Origin of the sequence: Paenibacillus sp. NPDC057967 (assembly GCF_042887015.1) — a bacterium.
Classification (GTDB): domain Bacteria; phylum Bacillota; class Bacilli; order Paenibacillales; family Paenibacillaceae; genus Pristimantibacillus.
In genome coordinates this window covers 316125-336160 of the sequence record NZ_JBHVQB010000005.1, presented here as the reverse complement: position 1 = coordinate 336160, position 20036 = coordinate 316125, and the positions used below count along the sequence as shown (strand labels likewise).

13 protein-coding genes are annotated in these 20036 nt (G+C 53.7%); 1 reads left to right on the top strand and 12 read right to left on the bottom strand.

All coding sequences use genetic code 11. From position 1 onward, the window contains the following. Positions 1–10: 10 nt before the first annotated feature. The 9 genes from ACFVSO_RS15180 to ACFVSO_RS15140 form a co-directional block, all read right to left on the bottom strand. The gene (locus tag ACFVSO_RS15180) at positions 11–322 is read right to left on the bottom strand and encodes a rhodanese-like domain-containing protein (RefSeq protein WP_387474914.1); all 312 of its coding nucleotides are present in this window, start codon (positions 320–322) and stop codon (positions 11–13) included. An 83-nt stretch (positions 323–405) separates the two neighbouring features. After that, positions 406–3393 (bottom strand): VWA domain-containing protein, encoded by a 2988-nt coding sequence (locus tag ACFVSO_RS15175; protein ID WP_387475354.1) that lies wholly within the window; start codon positions 3391–3393, stop codon positions 406–408. After that, complete coding sequence (locus tag ACFVSO_RS15170; protein ID WP_387474912.1) at positions 3383–5362, bottom strand: VWA domain-containing protein; 1980 nt, start codon at positions 5360–5362, stop codon at positions 3383–3385. The genes ACFVSO_RS15175 and ACFVSO_RS15170 overlap by 11 nt, the downstream gene beginning before the upstream one ends. 150 nt (positions 5363–5512) lie before the next feature. Beyond that, positions 5513–6529, bottom strand: coding sequence for a DUF58 domain-containing protein (locus ACFVSO_RS15165; RefSeq protein WP_387474910.1), 1017 nt, complete (start codon positions 6527–6529; stop codon positions 5513–5515). Between the two features lie 23 nt (positions 6530–6552). Beyond that, entirely contained in the window at positions 6553–7542 is a 990-nt protein-coding gene (locus ACFVSO_RS15160; RefSeq protein ID WP_387474908.1) for an AAA family ATPase, read from the bottom strand. 38 nt (positions 7543–7580) lie between these two features. Next, positions 7581–9410, bottom strand: a complete 1830-nt coding sequence (locus tag ACFVSO_RS15155) for a hypothetical protein (RefSeq protein ID WP_387474906.1) — start codon at positions 9408–9410, stop codon at positions 7581–7583. Between the two features lie 27 nt (positions 9411–9437). Beyond that, positions 9438–10352, bottom strand: a complete 915-nt coding sequence (locus tag ACFVSO_RS15150; protein ID WP_387474904.1) for an ABC transporter permease — start codon at positions 10350–10352, stop codon at positions 9438–9440. Then, entirely contained in the window at positions 10349–11281 is a 933-nt protein-coding gene (locus ACFVSO_RS15145) for an ABC transporter ATP-binding protein (RefSeq protein WP_387475352.1), read from the bottom strand. Before ACFVSO_RS15145 ends, ACFVSO_RS15150 begins: the two co-directional genes overlap by 4 nt. Before the next feature lie 65 nt (positions 11282–11346). Then, complete coding sequence (locus ACFVSO_RS15140; protein ID WP_387474902.1) at positions 11347–13746, bottom strand: hypothetical protein; 2400 nt, start codon at positions 13744–13746, stop codon at positions 11347–11349. Positions 13747–14090: 344 nt separating this feature from the next. Here ACFVSO_RS15140 and ACFVSO_RS15135 point away from each other — a divergent pair, with 344 nt between their 5' ends. Beyond that, positions 14091–15377 carry an ABC transporter substrate-binding protein gene (locus ACFVSO_RS15135; protein ID WP_387474900.1) on the top strand — a complete coding sequence of 429 codons (1287 nt, stop codon included), beginning with the start codon at positions 14091–14093 and terminating at the stop codon, positions 15375–15377. Between the two features lie 158 nt (positions 15378–15535). Here the strand turns inward: ACFVSO_RS15135 and ACFVSO_RS15130 are convergent, their stop codons facing one another. The 3 genes from ACFVSO_RS15130 to ACFVSO_RS15120 all read right to left on the bottom strand — a co-directional run bounded on the left by ACFVSO_RS15130 (position 15536) and on the right by ACFVSO_RS15120 (position 20036). Then, positions 15536–15859, bottom strand: coding sequence for a DUF3889 domain-containing protein (locus ACFVSO_RS15130; RefSeq protein ID WP_387474898.1), 324 nt, complete (start codon positions 15857–15859; stop codon positions 15536–15538). Positions 15860–15996: 137 nt separating this feature from the next. Continuing rightward, positions 15997–16869, bottom strand: coding sequence for an NAD(P)-dependent oxidoreductase (locus ACFVSO_RS15125; protein WP_387474896.1), 873 nt, complete (start codon positions 16867–16869; stop codon positions 15997–15999). Between the two features lie 131 nt (positions 16870–17000). Further along, positions 17001–20036 (bottom strand): efflux RND transporter permease subunit, encoded by a 3036-nt coding sequence (locus ACFVSO_RS15120; protein WP_387474894.1) that lies wholly within the window; start codon positions 20034–20036, stop codon positions 17001–17003.

Sequence of the window (20036 nt, the reverse complement as noted above, 5' to 3'; positions counted from 1 at the left end):
TGAACCTTATTTATTGGCCAGTCACGACATCGCCGCTCCATGCCAGCATGCCGCCTGCTACGTTCACGACATCAAAGCCTTGGAGACTCAAATGCTCGCATACACGTCCGCTTCTGCCGCCGCTGCGGCAAATAAATACGACTTCGCCTTCAACGTCATGCACTTCATGGGCACGGGCTTGAAATTCGGATAGCGGAATCAATCTCGCTTCCGCAATATGGCCTTCCTCCCATTCTTCCGGCTCACGCACATCGATCAAATTTAGTTTAACCCCGGATTGCAGCTGCTCTTGCAGCTCGGAAGTTGTCATTTCGCGATACATCTATTCATCACCCTTCATTTCGTAATCATCCATTCGAAAGCATTGTATCGTGTACAGGAACGAATGTCCATGACAACCTTTGGCTAACGCTTATTTTTAAGCTTGGCTGCCAGTAGCCTGTTGATAGTTGCCTGAGACGCCGCTTCATTCCGTCCGGCATCCGCTTCTGTGCTTGCCGCTTTCTCCGCCCGAAGCGGTTCGCCGGCTTCACCCCGTTCTGTTGGCGCTTGGCTTCCAGTCTGAGAAGGTTTTTTCTTTTCGCTGCGATTATCTGATAGACGATCTGATTGGTCCCGCTCTGCGGGTTCCGCTCTCTCCTGGATTCGAGCGGCCGCGGCTGATTCAGCAGTGTTCAGTGAAGATCCGTTCCGATTACTCTGGTTGTAAAAACGGCTGCGCTCGCTCGCTCGTTGCTTCAAGCGGCTGATCGGCCGGCTCGGTACGCCAGCCGCTTCTGCATGTTTGCCAGAGGGCATCATTTTACGAATCGGAGCATACAAAGCTTGTCCCATTCGCGCCCACGGAACGGAAAGCCTTCTAATTGCAATATCAGCCAGCCACATCAGCAAAACCAGCAGCAGAAGCTCACGCGACCAATCATACGGCTGCTTATATGAAGCCGGCTGGAACCGGTAGCTTTCCTTTGCCTCTGCCAGACTAAGTGTCCTGCCGCCGGTGAGATTCGCGATTTTCGCCAGGAGCTCCTCCCCTTCGTGATTGCCGATCCGGTATTCCGCCGCATACGGCACAACCAGTCCTGTCGTGATCCCGCCTGTTACTGAAGGTTCTGCACCTTCGGCTCCGTACCCTCCGATATAGGACAAATAAGCGCCCGGAGCAAGCTCAGGAATCGTTGTCTCATAACGGCCCGGCGCTACTGGCATGAGCCGCTTGACCTCCTGATTGCCATCCTCGCCTTCCAGGCTGACTGCAAGACCGCCTTCCGGTACGATATCCGCTCCGCCAGTCGACTCCACAATCAGCTTGATGGCCCCGCCGTTCATCTCCGTCCTCGCACGGTAAGGCGAACTGTCGAATTGAGGGAACGTCCACTTCACCCACTCGGCAAGCACCTGCGGCAATCGGCTCCATGTCACCCAATCCGGCGCCCACTTGCCCGTCATATCGCTTGTCCAGGCTACTGTACGTCCGGCACCATATGTCCATCGGGACAAAATCGGGTCGCCTTCATGCGACCAAAGCGCCACTTCAGCCAGCTCCTTGGCCGTTGTCGCAATATATGCGCGAAGCTGCGGCACGCCATCCTGCCATAATCGTCCCCAGTCTCCTGCTTGGCCAATGGTGGGGCTCATATCACCCTCCACTACGTAAGTCCGGGACATTAATACCGTCTCGCGGCTGAAGATAGCAGGGATTGTGCTTTGATCATTGGTGAAGTAATAACGACCCTTCCCTTTGCTCGCCAGCCATTCCAGAAGTGCCTGGTCCGCTCCGTCGCCGATGGCGACCGTCGACAGGGTCATCCCATGTTCGTTCATACCGGCAGTCACGGATTCGTAAGCTCCGTTGCCTGCGGATTGGCCGTCTGTGAGCAAAATCATGTGCTTGCGCTGCGCATCCGTATTCAACAAACCCTCGTAACCGGCGGCTAGTGCCGAATAAATTTCTGTACCGCCTTCGGCTTGTATGCCCTGAATCTTCGCGATGACATCATCCCGTTCGGACAACGCCGTCGGCTCGACAATCCAGTCTGGTCCCGAATCGAAAGCAATGACACCAACCTTGTCATCATCACGCAGCAGCTCCACCGTCCGGATTGCCGCTTCCTTCGCAAGCTCCAGCTTGCCGTCTGACATGCTGCCCGAACGATCGATAACCAGCACAAGTCCAAGTGATGGAATTTGCTTCCTGCCTTGCAAATCCATATAGACAGGCAGCGCCCGTTCGATTGGCGTATGAAAGTAACCGCCAAGCCCAAAGCTCTCCTCCCCGCCAAGCATCAGGAGCCCTATGCCGTAGTCGCCGACAGCGCGGCCAATCCACTCCATTGGTTTCTCGGCAATGCGGGTCGCAGGCACATTATGGAGAATAATGCTGTCATACATCGCATATTGCGCCAGCTCCAGAGACAGCTGTTCCGGCGCAATCGTGTCGTAACCGATCATCGATGCGGCAAGCGCCTCTTCGATGTTGCCAGAAGAGCCTTGCTGCCCTTCCACAATGAGGACCGCAGGAGGACCGCTGACCCGGCTGAAGGCGTAAGCCGTATTGTTAGCAGGCTGCTCGTCGCCAGACGCGTGAATTTCCGCCCGGTACCGGTGGAATCCTGGCTCCAGCCCTACACCTTGCAAGGAGAACCGGTTCTCCCCTCGTTCCAGTTGAATCGTAGAGACGGACATCTCCAGGTCATCCTCGTATAGCCGAATTTCCGCATTTCCGTCAAAGGTGCTCTGCACGGCAAGCTGCAAGCTGAAGGTCTCTCCTTGCTTGATCGAAAGCGGGACGAGAAGTTCATCGATTGCCGCATCCTGTTCCTGTCCGGATGCGATATAGACCGTATCCACACGGATGCCTGCTTCTCTCAGCAGTCTCGACTGGCGAAGTGCGTCTCCCGCATTTTGCTCGCCGTCGGACAGGAGAATGATTCGTCCGCCGTCCTTGCCAAGCAACGACGCTCCCATCTGCAAGCCTCTCGACAAGTCGGTATGCCGAGCATTCAGCGACGTGCGGAAGTCGTATGCCGTCTCGCTCGGAAGCTGCTGGGATGAACGCGCTCGGTCTGTTACGGCTTGCAAGCCGGCAGAGATAATGGCGCCTGTATCCCGCTCCGACTTGCCGCTCCATCCCTCCGCAATCCAGGAACCGATAAGCGCATCATGGTTCATGCTGGCGGAGCGATCCGCCACAAATACAACATGCCGTTGATCAAGGGATCGATAGGGATGAATTCCTGCCAGCAGGGCAATAAGCAGCAGTATGATGAGGGAGCGAACCGCAATAGCCGTGTGTTTGCGGGCTCCTCCCAGACGCGGCGTATGCCGGTGCATCCAGTAGATATAGGCAAGCCATGGCACTAACAGGGTATACATCCACGGGTAATTAGCTTGCATGCCCACGTCGATACACCTCCCATTCCGCCAACAGGACAATTAGAATCAATAGGATAACCCAAGGCAATAGCGGATTGGCAGCAGCCGGCAGATCTTCATTCGACTCGGAGCTGCCCCCCGGCAGCCCCCCTTGGGATATCCCCTTCAACTGAAGCTCAGCCGCAGGCAGCAGCTCTTCCGGATGAGCCGTAACCGACAGATACCGGCTCGCAAGCAGCTCACCATCCGCCCCCCGCTCCAGCAAGCGGTACAATCCCGGTATCTCTGGCGCTTCAATCATTCCACCCGTATCCGACAGGGATAGCCGCTCCTTCAACTGACGATGCTCCTGCATGGTGCCGGCCCCTGCTTGTTCCACCGTCTCCCATTCCCCATACTCAATCTCCGCATGCAGCGATGCCGCAAGCCTCTCTCCGGCGGCAGCTGTTCCAAGCTCTCCCTGCGACCCGCCACTCATCCATTGAGAGGATTGGAGGACGAGAACAGGGAACTCAGGACGAAGCGGCAGATCCGTATCCTGAAGCTTGAACGTATACCGGAGCCGGGGTTTGCCTTCTACGATTCCCGCAAGAATCGCTGGAACGCCCCCATACGTAAGTACGGCTTCTCCCCAGTCCCCATCCCTTTGATCCAGCTGATGCATTCGTCCGATATGCGTATCCGCTAACGTGATATAAGACGTTACGGCATGCTCCTGAGCCTGTACCACTGTATTCTTGGGCACTACCGATCTCTCGCCAGCCAACGGGTGATCAATCAGCCAAAGCGGCTTGCTTGCCAGCAGCGCCGCCCACGCCTGATCATCCCGCAATTGCTCGTAAGCGCCATCTACCACAATCCAGTCAATCCCTGTCGCTTGCTCTCCGCTTGGCGGGACCGAACTGGCACTCGCTTTGACAGGGATAACGCCCGAAAGCAGCAACGCTTTCTCCAAAAACATATTCCCTTCGTTCGAAACAACAAGTGCTTGGTTGCTGCGCTGGATGACCGGAAACCCATAAGCCGCATTATCCGTTCGAACACTATCATTCATAGGAAGCAGTTGAGCCTTGTAATATGCAGCCGGGGCCAGGCCGGATAGCTCGACGCTCCCCCATTCTCCAGGAGCAATGCTGACCTTGCGCGCGGCTATGCGCTCGAGAGGGCGATCCTCATGTCCGGAATAGATTTCTACTGTATATTCCCTCTCCCGCTCAGCGTCATTGCGCACCGTTACCGCAGCATGGTGATACCCCGGCTTACCGGCATCAGGACGAATACCGAAGTGCAGGATGGAGCCATTCTGATCCGCAGACTCCGAGCCGACTGTCACAACCTGAAGAGGGTGAAACAGCTGCAAGCCGTTCGCTTCCTCCGCATCCCTCCACTTGCCGTCTGTAAAAACCACCGTGATACCGCCGCTTTGTCCATAATGCAAGGAATCGGCAAGCGAAAGAGCTGCGGTATGATCCGTTCGTCCGTAGTAAGGAGTCAATTCATCAAGCGCACGGTACAAGTCCTGACGGCTGTTCGCTAAGGAAGCAATCTCCGCCGGGACAGCGCCGGTTGCAATGACCCTGACGGGCCGATTCTCGGGCTGCTGGTCAACCCAATCCTTCGCCGCATCAATGGCAAGCTCGAATTTGGTCTTCTGATTGGCCGCAGACTCAGCCTCGGCTAACGCCGTCATGCTGACTGAGCGGTCTATCACAAGCACTGCCAATTCATCCGAGTTGTAGGGCTTCATGCTGACGGGCTCCATCAAAGCAAGGACAAGCAGCGCTGCCGCAAGCAGCTGGAGAAGGAGGAGCAAGCGGCTGCGCAGTCGCTGCCAAGGACGATTCGCCTCCTGCTCCTGCAGCAGCCGCCGCCATAACAAATGGCTTGCCACTTCCGTATTCCGGTAAGTCTTCTTCAATAGATACATAGCCACAATGACAAGCAGTGACACGAAGAACCATGCCGATGCTGCGGACAGAAATTGCATCATGCTCCTCCTTTCTATCGTTTCTTGCGACTCCTGCTATCCACGAACGATTGCCAGATTGCAGATTTCTGAATCGTATGTCTGCCAAGCCATCTCCCTAAAGAACAAAGGGCCAACCCCATAATCATCATGAGAAGTAGCCCTGCAAACTTGCTATCGAGCCAAAATGCCATATATAGCAGCAAACTCGCGAATAACATTCTCTATGGGCATGCTCGTATCGACGAATGCATAATCCGCCCCGCGTTCAGTGCAAGCCTTGCGCAGCGTCTCCCGGTAGTCGGCCACTTCTTCCCGGTATTGCTTAAGCAGCCTCTCCGATACCGCCACCTCCTTGCCCGTCGCAAGCTCGCTGTCGATCAGATTCAGCTCGCCAGTCCACTCAGGGCGAAGCTCCTCTGGCGACAGCAGCTGGATCAGAACTACCCGCTGGCCTGCAGCCGCAAGCGTAAGCAAAGTCTCCTCGATTCCCTTCTCGAACATCGCGTCCGTGAACAGCCAGGAGATGCCTGAGCGTCTCGGAAGCGCCCCGGACGTCTGGAATGGTACGGATAAATCCGATACCGGTGTCTGTACGCCCGGAGCCGAGGGGGTATCCCTCTTCGCTATTCCTTGTTCTCTCTCTTGAGGCATTCGGCTGCCGCGATAACGCTCCGCCATGAATCGGTACAGCTTCATGAAGGAAGGTCTGCCATGTATCGCAGGCAGATGCTCGATCATGCCGCTCTGATTGAAGAGACGAATTTCTACCCGATCTTCGCCGACCAGCGCCGCGTACGAAATGAGCGTAGCCAGCCTCAAGGCATATTGCAGCTTCGTGCAAGCAGCGCCTCCCGAGAACGCCATTGAAGGCGAGACGTCCACATACATGCTTGCATGGAGCTCTTGCTCATCCCAATATTGGCGAATGTAAGCGCGTCCTGTACGGCCGTAGACATTCCAATCCAGCCGCCTGATATCGTCTCCCGGCACGTAAGGGCGATAGTCGGCAAATTCTTGCGAACCGCCCAGCATAGCCGACCGCCGCTTGCCGGCCATCGTTCCTCTTAGCCGGTTGCCGCCAGCAAGACGAAGCCGCTCTACCTCAGCCAGCAGGCCAGGATCAGGAAATAAGAGCCTGAATGACTCCTCGGCAGTCATGGAGCCCATTGCAGGTCCAGATTCAGACACCGGACCAGTTGATTGCTCCCGGCTCAACGATTGGCCTCAATCGACTGCAAAATGGATTCCGCCAGTCGGTCCGATGTCACGCCAAGCGCCTGCGCCTCATACGTCAACACGACGCGATGCCGCAGCACCGGCAAAGCAGCTGCGCGCAAATCCTGCCATGATACATGCATTCTGCCGCTGCATAACGCGCGAACCTTGCCGATGGAGATTAATGCCTGGAGAGCTCTGGGTCCCGCACCAAACCGTGCATAACGCTTCACATCATCTGGCGCGTCGTGCTCGGACGAATGCGTCATCATCACAATTCGGACTGCCAGATCCAGTACATCCTCAGCGACCAGCAGCCCTTTGGCCGCTTGCTGAAGACCGATCAATTCCTCTCCCGTCATAACGGATCGTGCCGCAGGAGAAGTCATGGAGGTGGTGCGCAGCACAATCTGCTTCAACTCTTCCCTGGTGGGGTATTCGACACCGATCTTCAGCAGGAAGCGATCAAGCTGAGCCTCGGGGAGCGGATAAGTTCCCTCCTGCTCGATCGGATTTTGCGTGGCTAGTACAAAAAACGGCTTTGGCAGCACATGGCTGATCCCGCCGGCAGTAACCGTCCCCTCCTGCATAGCCTCCAGCAAAGCGCTCTGCGTCTTCGGCGTAGCCCGGTTAATCTCGTCGGCAAGCACCAGATTGCCGAATATTGGTCCCGGCTGGAAACGCTGGGATGCCGAGCCGTGCGCGCCAAAATCAATTAGCGTCGTCCCCGTAATGTCGGATGGCATCAGATCCGGCGTGAACTGAATTCGTGAAAAAGACAGTGACACCGTGTCCGCTACCGTCCGTACCAGCATCGTCTTGCCTAGTCCCGGTATCCCTTCCAGCAAAGCATGTCCGCCTGCCAGCAGGCTCCACAGCAATTGCTCAACGACCGTCTCCTGGCCGACAATCACTTTGGCTATCTCTTGCTTAAGCGCCCCAATCTTCTCTACGGCAGCCTGAAGCTGCTCCTTCGATTCAATCATGCGCAGTTCCTCCGATCTCAATCTATCATTCAATCAATCTAGCGATTGGGCTGGATCTCGTCAAAATATTGTTTTACTTTATCCTGCATGCTTGCCGGCAGCGAGGATCGGCCCAGCGACTGCTTGGCTTCCGCCGCGTATTCGCTGTATACCTCTTCATATGGCCGAGTCAACCCGTCGATCATCGGAGACTGTCCGCCTTGTTCGATCTGCCCGCCTGTAGACGGCCCGCCATCCACGTAGACGTCGCCCGGGCCAGCCATTGTGCGGGGTGTCGTTACCAGCGTCCGGCTGCCAGCTCCCAATCCGGCTCCATTACCGGACCCTGCGCCGCCGCCAGTACCTTGGCCGGTTCCCGATTCCGAACCGCTCCCAGCACCATGACCGCTCCCTGATCCCGGTCCGCTGCCAGCACCTTGACCGCTTCCCGATCCCGATCCGCTGCCAGCACCTTGACCGCTTCCCGATGCCGGTCCGCTACCGGTTCCTTGACCGCTTCCCGATGCCGATCCGCTGCCGGTTCCTTGGCCGCTGCCGGAGGAGCCTGTGCCCTCTTCGCTGCCTGGATTGCTTCCATTCCCTTGACCGCCGCTGCCACTGGAGCCGGGCTGGCCGCCTGCCGAACCTTGGCTTCCTGATCCGGCACTTGAAGCGGCGCCGCCCCATGACGACGGAATGGATGGGCCAGCCCCTTGACTGCGCATACTGTCGGCAATAGCTTCACCGCTGCGGCCAAGCTGCTCGACCATCTCCCTCGCCAACTGGTCCAGCTCCCCTTGCGTCAGCTCTCGGCCGAGTTCTTCTTCAAGCCCGCTAAGCGCATCTCCGCTTTCTGAGTCTGCTTCGCCATTATCCCGAACCTGCTTCGCCGCCTCTTCAAAAGCCGACACTAGCGTATCTGCACGATTGCCTAGCTCCTGAGACCATTGCTCTGCCAGCTTCTCCAGCGCTTGAGCCAGCTGCTCACGCTCCGCATCAGTAAGCTGCTTCAGGCTGGAGCGAACATCATCAATCGCCTGAGACACCGCCGCCGAGTCATGATCCTGCAGCGCCGCTCCAAGCGGCCTCAGCTGCGGCTGACCGCTCATCGCTTCTGCAATGGCATCCAGTCGCTGAACAGCTTCCTTGGCCGTGTCGGCAGCCCGCTCCAGCTCCCGCATCGCTTCCGCAAGCTTCTCCAGTGCCTCTGCAGGCTTCATGCCGCCGGATGACAGCTCCTTGCGAAGCTCATCAAGCGGCTTCAATATCTCTTCCTTCGCACCTTGCGGCAGCTCCAGTTTCTCCAGCTCATCTTCCAATCCTTGCACGACCTGTTCCAGCTCGGCAACCGAGGATTTAATCTCCGCTTGCGCTTCTGCCAATTCCTGCAGCGGATTCGGAATCAACAGCAATAAGACGATTCCCGCCCACACCACCGCCAGACCGAATAAAACGGGCCGGGCAGTGCGCCATGAAGGCCATGGCAATCGCTCTTTGAGCTCGGAGACATACCGACCGGCAGCCAGTGTCGCTTCCTCGCGCTGGAGCCGGACAATGACTGGTTCCTCTTCCACCTCATAAGCGTCCAGCCCGTCAAGCGCTGTCACAATAGCGTCTTCCGTATCGGATTTGTCCATTTCCCTTGCCGCTTCCTTCTCTGATACGCTTCTCCATAATCCAAACCACACGCCTGCAAGAAGACCGGTTAGCACAAAAGAGAGGCAAAGGATGACTGCATGAAGGAGAGGCCACAATCTCGCAGCGCCTAGCACAAGCACGCCCGCCATGCTTCCCGCAAGCAAGCCGCTCAAAACCATGCGCCGCAGCCTGAACCATGTCAAGCGTCTGCGGACGGGCTTCAACTGTTCCATTAAGGATTTCCCTGCCATCCTCATTCCTCTCCTCCCTGTACTGGGTTATCTCCTTCTTGACGTTGGCCGCAGGTTCCGGATCGCGATCCATAATGCGGCAGCCGAAAGCACCGAATAGATGAGCATAAATTCCAGCCACAGCGGCATCGGCGCGCCTCTGCCGACTTGACCGCCGTACCGGCCCGACCTAAACACTTCATCCGAAATCGAAGGATCAAGAATGCTGTAGAGCGCCGCTACCGGATTCCACGCAAGAATATGGCCAACCCAGCTGTAATTGGACGCCACTCCAGAAGGCTGGGCGTAATAGTAATTCGATGTCACATTCATCATGATAAAATAGAGAATCGCCGTTCCAACAAACAGGAACAACGTGACGCCATAAGTGGAAATAACCGAAAGCATGGTCTTCTTCAGCAAGGTAGAGAAAAAGATGCCAAAGGAGCCTAGCACCAGCATAATGAACAAATAAAATAGAAAGACCAGCACCATCTGCTTCGGAGATATGCCACCGTACAAAAACACCATGCTATAAATCGGAATCGTACTGAACACGATCAGCACCATAAAGCTAAGCGAGGACAACAGCTTGCTAATAATAATGGTAGCCGAGCTTTGCTGTGTCGTCAGCAGCAAATTCAGCGTCTGCTTCTCGCGTTCTCCGCTTATAACCCCAGCGGTAAGTCCCGGCGCCATGAATGCCACCAGGCCAAGCTGAGCCATAGCGAGGAAATAGAAGAGCACCTTGCTCTGCTCAGGATTAAAGGATACACCGCCGCGCCCGGACATCTCCTGGGTCAAATAAATTGCCGCGAATGCCAATAAACCGATCGCGATCAAATAGAAAAACAACGTCCACATCGCCCTAGGCGTTCTCATGCGCAGACGAAATTCTTTGTCCAATACCGGATTAATGGGATGGAACCTGCCTAACCAGCCTCTTGTCTCGCCGTTTCTCATTCGATTCCGCCTCCTCCCCGGGTAATCTCCAGGAACACATCCTCCAGATTCGTCTGTGCCTCGCTGAAGGAGACGACACGGAAGCCGGCTGCCATAAGCGATGCCAGCAAAGCCGCCTGCTCCTCGTCATGCCCGCCAAAGTGAATTTGCCAGCCGCTCTCGTCCCGGAGCAGCTGATTGACATACGGCTGTTCGCGCAGGAACTGCTCGGCCTCCTCCTCCCGGCCTATCAGGCGGACATGCAGGAAGCGCTTGACGCGCAGCCTGTTTTGGATATCTGCCACATTACCTACCGCAACCATGGAGCCGTGTTCGATAACGCCAATTTCGTCGACCATCTCCGCAAGCTCCGGCAGAATATGCGACGAAATAATAATTGTCTTCCCCATCGCTTTCAATTCTTTCAATATTTCGCGCATCTCGATTCTGGCACGCGGATCTAGACCGGATGCCGGCTCATCCAGAATCAATAGCTCGGGATCATGCACCAGGCAGCGGGCGAGGCAAAGCCTCTGCTTCATGCCGCGCGACAGCGTATCGACATAAGCGTCCTTCTTATCGCTCAGATTCACCAGCTCAAGCAGCTGAGGGATAAGCGCTTCACGCTCCGCCTTCGGAATGCCATAGCTGGCTCCGTAGAAATGCAAATATTCAACCGTCTTGAACTGATCATATACACCGAAGAAATCCGGCATGTAGCCAATCCTCTTCCTCACTTCGTGAGGATGCTGTATGACATCGAAGCCGTCAACCTTGGCATAGCCGGAGCTAGGCGCCATCAGTGTAGCGAGTATTGACATCGTGGTCGATTTGCCTGCTCCATTAGGCCCGACAAACCCGAATACCGTTCCTTTGGCAATCGTCAGATCAATCCCTTTGAGCGCTTGGAAGCTGCCGAAGTGCTTCGCCAAACCGCGTATCTCAATCATGGGCTGCCCTTTCTGGAAGAGTTCTTCCTCGCCCGTATTAACGTTTAATTCCGCCCTCTGTTCATTCATGAGCTCAGCTCCTCTCCTTCCAGGACAACGTGAGGAAATACGGTTTCCGTCTGATTCTGCACATCAAGCTTGATTCGAATCGTTCCTTGTTCCGTTATATATTCGTTTGGTGCGCCAAGATCGCCCTGAATCAGTCTCCACTCGCCAGCGGCTTCATGCCAGATGCTCCAATCCACACCCGCGTTGCCAAACCCTTGCGCAAATTGAATATCCAGCTTGTCATAGGCGATTCGCTCGCCACTGGGAATCATATACTCCAACTCAGCCGTGCCCGCGCCTACCTGCATCACACCGTTGCCGTAGCCTTGCAGCACTTGCAAACTGCTTGAAGTAATTAGCGGCTTGATAACGCCGGCAGGAACAAATACACGGTCTCCAATCCGATTGATCGGCAGCAGCTCCTGCACCCACATTTTCAGATTATCCGATTTCACTTTGCTCCCGCTTACCTTATAGCCGCTCTCATGATCCTTGCTGAAGCCGACAATGACCGGCGCAGACATTGACGGAAGGCTATTCAAATGATCGAAATAGCCGCGTATTACTTCGCGCTCCCGCTGCCATTCATCCTTGACGCCGCCGACGGTGCCATAAGGGAAAATCATCCCCGAATAATCGTAGTAGCTTCCAATAACCGGCGGCATGTTATAGCTTATATTGCTTATCGTAGAGCTTTCCCCTGCTTTCAAATCCCCGATCGACTTCACTTGCCCGTTCAAGAGCATTGATACGCGGGTCAGATCGGTTCCGGTCTCATTGGTCACAACAACCTGGATAGAACCATTCTCCTCCAAGTACTCCGACTTGATTCCTCCGTTCCCTCCGGGACTTGCGACCACACGCTCCATCCACAGCTTGCGGGTCGACCAATAAGGAACGGAACGCCATACCGCCTGGACGCTGTCTGTCCGGTCGATGATTTGAAAATTGCCGTTCAGTTGCAGCATGCTGACCCAGTTGTTGTCGGAATACATGCCGAGCGGCCGGTTCTCGCCGAATTCTGCGGTTACTGTCCCGCCTGTCGGATTGAATATGGCCGTCGCTCCCGAAATAACCGAACGGCCGTCCACTGACATTTCAATAACTTCTATGGTATGCGACTGCGTGCTTCGCTTGTCTCCCGCTCCAATGAAAAAGACGAGAACTCCCGTAATAATAGAGACGGAAGGGATGAGCCACCATGCCCATTCCCTGCGATCCGTCTTGACCAGCACTCCGTACAGCAGCGGCGCGACAATCAGCACGTATAATCCAAACATCAGTAGCAGCAGCGGAAAGGACGGCGGCTTAATCGAAGGGAATTGGTCAATCGCCGAATTCAGGGTGCCTTGCAAATCGCTGTAGAAAGACACGCTGACCCGGCTGCCGCCTGTGCCTAACGGATTGGATAAAGAGTCCTTCAAAAACTTGGACCACAGCGTAGCGCTTCCCGGCCAAGCCGCAAGCGGCGACAGGGAAGGATCAAAGGCCACATAGAGGACGGAGCCAAAGCCTACCTCCCGGTTGACGGCTAGAGGTAAGCTTCCATCCGCCATCTCAATCGTGCCCGCCACAATTCGGCCGCTTGAAACGGTAATCGGCTGTTCCAGCTTCAGCTCCGCGCCGCCGCCGGAAGCGGCAAGTACATCCGCATGTTCCAATTTGGCCAGACCGGTCGCCTCGACTGCAGCAATATCACGGAACGCTTCCGACGATTTGGCATAACCGGCTCCGCCCGACAGCACAAGCGTTCCGCCTTTCACGACCCAATCCTTGATGGCTTGCACAGATGACTTATTCCATTCGGCAGTCGGCATGTCGTTAATAACCAACACGTCGAGCATATCAAGCATAACCGAGTCTGACGGCAGCTCTTCAGGAGTTAAGGGAATAACCTTAATCTCATAGCCCTTAAGGTTCAAGGTCGGCATAAAGTTAAGCGTATCGGGATCGCGCGAGACGACGCCGATTACAGATCCTCCAATCGCTCGCCCCTCCAGCGTGTCCACTCCGATGATCGGCACAGCCTTGCCGCTCTTGTATGATCCTTCGAAAAACCGGATCAGACTTGAATCCTTGTTCAGTACGTTACCCGGCAGCGCAAAGGAAACCTCTACGGGCGAGCCGACAGGAAGATCAACAGGCACCACAAGATCAGTCGTAATGCCCTGAGAGTTAATCACGGACAATACGGCTTCGCCTGATTTGTCTTCGCCTGTATGATTGGTCATAGTCACACTGACCGGATACCATTTGTTCTGCTTATACGAGCCTTGAAAGCCAACCTTCTTCTGAATGGCGATTCCTCCGTCTTCACCTGCTGCTGCAGCCTTCGGTATGTATACAGCCGTAATCAGTACGCACGCCATCATCATTGCCGTATGCCATGCAATGAGCCGCTTCCATCTACTTTTCACGCGGACACCCTCATTTCTATTCTATGTTCTGTTATTAATTGTAACGAATATGGGAGAGGAATGGTTGCTTTATTTGCCAAAGTTTAGATGGATGCCATGCAGACTACGGAAAAGATCAGAGCTATATCTGCACGGTGGTATAGATTGACGAAAATAGTATACTGGGTTATTTTAGAAATATACAATTATTTGAATAAAAGGAGATGATGCTTATTTTTATATAAATAAATGAAACTTTATACTTTTCCATGTATTTGCTGCTATTTTTATTTCTAATCTATTAGCGCAGCCGCTACAGGACATAGGCTTGTGAAAGAATACATACAAAGGGGGAACGATTATAAATGAAATCGGCAAAATTCAATTGGTTTTCCGCTCTGCTTCTGCTGGCCCTTCTCCTGCAAGGCTGCTCAGCCATTGGCATTGGCAAGGAAGAAAAAAAAGAGATTACAATGAAGGTATTGGCATCGTCCCAAGATTTCCCGCTCTATATGCCGCTTTTAAATGAAAAGTTTCCACATATTAGCTTTCAGGTTATCGATGTGTATAGACAAATGGTAAAAGAAGAAATTGAGTTGGATAAATGGGATGAGCGTCTGGTTGAAATTATCGAAGAGGAGAAGCCGGATTTTCATATGAATATGCCCCCGGATTATTATATCGAAGATTACCCGCTGCTTGACATGGCGCCTCTGTTGACACGCGACCGCGTCGAGTTAAACGACATCCAGAAGCAATTTACGGAAAGCCAGCTCAATGCAAAAAGCAAATTGACCGCATTAAGCCCGACATTCGACCGTGAACTGCTATTTGTCAATCGCAAGCTATACCGTGAGCTGGGCATAACGGAACCGACCTCCCCGATGACTTGGGATCAATTCCGCCAATCGGCTTTGGCTATTCAGGCCAAGGACTCCTCCGCCACCGGATATAAGATCAATCGCGATTGGTATTATTCCTACTCCTGGGTAGGAGAGAACATACTAGGCTTGCAGCGAATTGAAAATAATCAGCTCATGATTAATAATATCGAATGGCGCCAATTGTTCGAACAGCTGTTCGAGGATACGTTCAAGAACACGATCAAATCTCAGCAAATGATTACTAACAACCCTAATCTGACTCGTACCGGACTATATATTGGCAGGGCTTCCTATCTCAAAAACATCTTAAAAAATAACGAAACATCCGACGATTGGGCACTCATCGAATTGCCAAAAGATCCCTCCAGCCAATGGAGCAGCTCCGTCTACACTTCTACAAGGCTCTCGATTCATGCTGAAAGCACTTACAGCGAAGAAGCGTGGGATATTGTGAAGTATCTGATGAGCAAGGATGCAGCGGAACGCATCGCCTCCGATAACCTAGCAGAAGGGTTCGTCACCTATTCGGAGCATCTCGATATTGGAGACTTTCCGCTGGATCCTCTTCTTGCAACCGGCTCATCCGGAACAATGTCAATGTCTGCTGTTCAATTAATCCAACCGGCAGAGCAAGCACTAGTCGATGTGTTCCGTACCCAATTCGAGGCCGTCTCCATGGGCATTTTCTCCTTCGATCAGGCTTGGGAGGCCGTCGACAAGGTCGTGCAGGATATCAACTCGAAGCCAGACAACTTCGTCAATAGCTAGCAAACAGGAAAAAGGCATGCTCCGTTGAATATAAGAGGAGCATGCCTTTTGTACGTTTGAACATCATTTCATTTGATGCAATCTGGTCCTTTAAAACATGCCATACACAAGAGTGTTATCCCATCTATTTGTCTGATCTATTTCAATGCGTTCCTTATTTAGTTCATCTCCATAAGCTTAACAGTCAGCAGATTCTCCGACTCCGTCTGTATCGTTAACGTTACACGGACTCCGAATTCACGGCCTTCCTGTCGCAGCCACAGCAGAAATCGTTCCTCCGCTGTTCCCTCAGCTCCACTGAACCTTCCTTCATACTTATAATCCACAATGGAAGCTCCGCGATAAGCTTTGGTTGTTTCTTCCATCGCAAGCTTGCCCCACTTCGCATATGCCGGGGCGGCAGCTTGAACGGCAGCAGCAGGATCAGCGAACGCTTGCGCATCCGGATTCGCAATGCTCAGAAGCAGGAATATCGCTTTCACAACGACCTGGCCTATAATCGAAAACCATCTCCCTATCTTACGCCAAATTGGCAGAGTTGTGGTTAGTTTAACCAGGCAAGCCGTTGTTTAGTCATAGCGGTATATCACTATTAGTCACAAATGAACGGATTCGGCCGCTAGTCCCAAGCTTTGTAGAGCGCATGAGTTCCTTTATCTCCCAGTCCCGTGTCAGCAATTCGCTGGTATAGCTCTCTGGCAAGCGCCAAGCCAGGCAGCTCTATGTCCATCTCCGCTGCAGCATCAAGCGCAATGCCCATATCCTTAATAAAATGCTTCACATAAAAGCCCGGTTCAAAGTTCCCGGCAACGATGCGCGGCGCCAGATTGCTGAGTGACCAGCTGCCTGCGCTTCCGGCGCTTATGCTCTGGAGGACATTGTCCAGATCAAGCCCGGCATTCTTTGCATAGATAAGCGCTTCGCATACGCCAATCATCGTAGAGGCAATCGCAATCTGATTGGCCATCTTCGTATGCTGGCCAGCTCCGGCTGCGCCTTGCAGCAGCATCTGCTTACCCATTCGCGACAGGATCGGCAGCACCGCTTCATAGTCCTCGCGATCGCCGCCAGCCATAATGGTCAGCGCCGCATTGCGCGCACCGATATCTCCGCCCGATACGGGAGCATCCAGCGCATGCATGCCGCGCGCGTTAGCCGCATCGTAGATGCGTCTTGCCAATGCCGGACTGGAGGTTGTCATATCAATAAAGTACGTCCCGCTGCGAGCGGAGTCAATCAGGCCGGACGGCCCCAGATACAGCTCTTCCACGTCGGACGGATAACCGACCATCGTCACAATAACGTCGCAGACCCGTGCCAGATCGGATGGCGTCTCCTGCCAGATCAAGCCCTGCTCGATAAGCGGGAGCGCCTTTTCCTTTGTACGCGTATAAATATGAACCTCGTAACCTCCCTGCTGTACGTGGCTCGCCATGCTGCCGCCCATGACGCCTGTTCCAATAAAGCCTATTTTAGTCGATTGCGGATTCATTCTGTTGCCACTCTCCCTATCTATCCGTGATAAAAATGATCTCATTCATTCCCGTTTATTCCACAGTCATTATATCAAAAAAGCAGCCCCGTGGACGATTATCCACAGGGCTGCAATCTCAAAACTTCCTATTAGGATTTTGTTACCGCTGCAGCGCCTTTTTTCGCTTTTTTCCGATTCAGGAATTCATAGACGATCGGTACGATAATGAGCGTAAGCAGCGTCGAGCTCGTCAAGCCGCCGATAACGGTAACGGCCATGCCTTTGGAGATCAAGCCGCCGGATTCGAAGCCGAATGCGAGCGGAAGCAAAGCTCCGACAGTTGCGATCGCCGTCATCAGAATCGGACGCAGACGCGTTACGCCGGCTTCCAGAAGCGCTTCACGAACCGTGAGCCCTTCATTCTCTTTGTGAATGACGCGGTCGATCAATACAATTGCGTTCGTGACGACGATACCGATGAGCATTAGAGCCCCGATAAGCGCAGTTGCACTAATGGTCTCGCCCGTAACAAGCAAGCCCAGCATAGCGCCGATAACGGTGAACGGAAGCGAGAACAGAATCGTCAGCGGCGTCAATCCTCCGCCGAACGTCAGCACCAGCACGAGATATACGACCGCTATTGCCGCCAGAATCGCCATGCCAAGCTGTGAGAATGTCTCATTCATTTGCTCCGTAACGCCGCCCATGTCGATATTGACGTTGCCCGGAAGCTTCATGCTGTCGATTGTTTTCTGAATGTTTGCAGATACTGCGCCTACATTGGATGCCGCTACATCAGCGGATACCGATGCATAGATTCGATCGTTCAGACGCGTAATCGTGTTCGGCGATTCACTTTCTTCAATCTTCACTAAATCCTTCAGAGCAACTTCCATGCCAAGCGGCGACATGATCATCACATTTTCCAGATCGGACAGATTGCGGTACGTTTTCTCCTCAACTTGCAGGTAGACATTAATGTCTTCCCCGTCCTTCTCAATTGTTGTCAGAAGCGGACGGTCACGCACAGGACTCAGCGCCATGGCGACCTGACCTGCTGTCAGCCCATATTGGCTTAGCTTGTCGCGATCAGCGACGATACGATATTGATCATAGGTCTCGGACAAGCTGGAGCTGATTTTTTTCAGATCCGAATTTTCACCAAGCTTGGCCATCAGATCATCAACGACAGGCTGCAACGCCTTCATATCTGGACCATATACGTTCATCGTAATGGTTGAACCGCCAAGGCCGCCGGAGAAGTCCTGCTCCTTCCATTCGCCTTGTCCGCCAAGCTCGCGCAGCAGCGGAATGATTTTTTCTTTTTCTTCTGTGAATCCTTTGAAATCTTTGTTATAGGAAAGGTTGAACAATCCCGATTTGGAAGCGCCCGGGCTCATCGGATTTTGTCCGCCTACCGCGTATTGCACGACGGAGATCCCTTCACGTTCCATCAAAACCTTCTCAGCCGCCAGCGCGACTTCCTCTACTTGGTCGCGAGTCTCACCAGGAGCAGGGCTATACGTAATAATCATCGACTTCTGCTCATCGGCCGGCAAGAAGCTGAAGCCGACTACAGGAGCCAGGAATAAGCTGCCTACAAGAAGCAGCACGGCTGCTGCAAAGGTGACGAACTTATGATCCAGCGTCCAGCGCAGCACTTTCTTGTACCAAAGCGCCAGGCGTCCAGGTTTATCTTCATGAATTTGATTTGCCTTAAGTCCGTTGCGGAACATCATATGCGCCATCATCGGCACGACCGTAACCGCGACGACGAGCGATGCTGCCAAGGCGAATACGACAGTCAGCGCAAATGGCATGAACACTTCCCCAACCATGCCGGATACGAATCCGAGCGGCAGGAATACGGCTACTGTTACGACCGTAGAAGCCATAATCGGCACGAACATTTCCCGCGTTGCTTCCAGAATGAGGTCCTTGCCCTTCAGTTTCTCGCTGGAGAGAGACATTCTTCGGTATATATTCTCGATGACGACAATGGAATCATCGATGACGCGGCCGATCGCAACGGTAATCGCGCCAAGTGTCATAATGTTCAGCGTAATATCCATCTGCTTAAGCGCAAGCATCGCCATCAGAATCGACAATGGGATGGATACGACGGATATAATAGTTGAGCGAATATTGCGCAGGAACAACAGGATGATAATGACAGCCGCCAGCGCACCAATCAGCGCTTTGCTCAGCATCGTATGAACGGATGCTTCGATCGGCTCGCCTTGGTCGAACGCAACCGTAATCGTCAGCCCTTCGTTCGCTTCTTCCAGCTCTTTAATGTTATCCTTCACCCGATTGACGACATCGACTGTATTGGCGTCGGCTGATTTGACAATGCTGATGCCGATTGCGTTTTTGCCGTTCGTGCGGGATACGGACTCCGCTTTGCCGGTAATCTTCAGATCCGCAACATCGCTTAGCTTCACGCCTGGAAGCAGCACAAGGTTGTTCAGATCCGTTTCGGTTACGATGTTGCCGTCTACCAGAATCGACTTCTCGGTATCGCCGAATTCGAAGATGCCAAGCGGCACAGAAAGCGCGGAAGCTTGAATGATGCCCTTCACAGCATCCTCGGTCAAGCCCGTTGCAGCCAAAGCTTCAGCGTTGAAAGCCAATTCGCCTTCCATGATGTTTTGTCCGGAAATCTGTACATCCGCTACGCCGTCAAGGCCTTCCAGACGAGGCAAAATATTTTCCGTTACTTGCTTGGTCAGCTGATCCAGCTCCAGCCCGTCATTCGACAAGCTGAGCGACAGCACCGGGAACGCATTCATGCTGATGCGGGAGACACCAGGCGCCTGAACGCCTTCCGGAAACTTCAGCTCCGACAGAAGGCTCTTCACCTCTTCGGCTGCCTTGTCCATATCGGTCTCGTACGTATATTCGATGACGACGGAGGAAGCATTCTCGAAGGAGGTCGAGGATACATTATTAACGCCGCTCAAATTACGCGTTCTTTGCTCGATTGGCTTCGTAACCTTCTCCATCACTTCTTCCGGGGCCGCGCCCGGATATACCGTCGTTACGCTGACGATCGGAATCGTAATATCCGGAATCGTCTCCATCTTCATGCTCGTGCCGGCGTATAGACCGGAGAACAGGATGATGAGAGTCATGATCCACAGTGCGAACTTGTTGTTCAATGAAAACTTAATAACACTTTTCAA

What these genes read in the sequence shown, in the direction of transcription:
- ACFVSO_RS15155 (WP_387474906.1), bottom strand. Translation starts at nt 9,410, where the DNA reads ATGGCAGGGAAATCCTTAATGGAACAGTTGAAGCCCGTCCGCAGACGC.
- ACFVSO_RS15145 (WP_387475352.1), bottom strand. Translation starts at nt 11,281, where the DNA reads ATGATTGAGATACGCGGTTTGGCGAAGCACTTCGGCAGCTTCCAAGCG.
- ACFVSO_RS15175 (WP_387475354.1), bottom strand. Translation starts at nt 3,393, where the DNA reads ATGCAAGCTAATTACCCGTGGATGTATACCCTGTTAGTGCCATGGCTT.
- ACFVSO_RS15160 (WP_387474908.1), bottom strand. Translation starts at nt 7,542, where the DNA reads ATGATTGAATCGAAGGAGCAGCTTCAGGCTGCCGTAGAGAAGATTGGG.
- ACFVSO_RS15170 (WP_387474912.1), bottom strand. Translation starts at nt 5,362, where the DNA reads ATGATGCAATTTCTGTCCGCAGCATCGGCATGGTTCTTCGTGTCACTG.
- ACFVSO_RS15125 (WP_387474896.1), bottom strand. Translation starts at nt 16,869, where the DNA reads ATGAATCCGCAATCGACTAAAATAGGCTTTATTGGAACAGGCGTCATG.
- ACFVSO_RS15135 (WP_387474900.1), top strand. Translation starts at nt 14,091, where the DNA reads ATGAAATCGGCAAAATTCAATTGGTTTTCCGCTCTGCTTCTGCTGGCC.
- ACFVSO_RS15180 (WP_387474914.1), bottom strand. Translation starts at nt 322, where the DNA reads ATGTATCGCGAAATGACAACTTCCGAGCTGCAAGAGCAGCTGCAATCC.
- ACFVSO_RS15150 (WP_387474904.1), bottom strand. Translation starts at nt 10,352, where the DNA reads ATGAGAAACGGCGAGACAAGAGGCTGGTTAGGCAGGTTCCATCCCATT.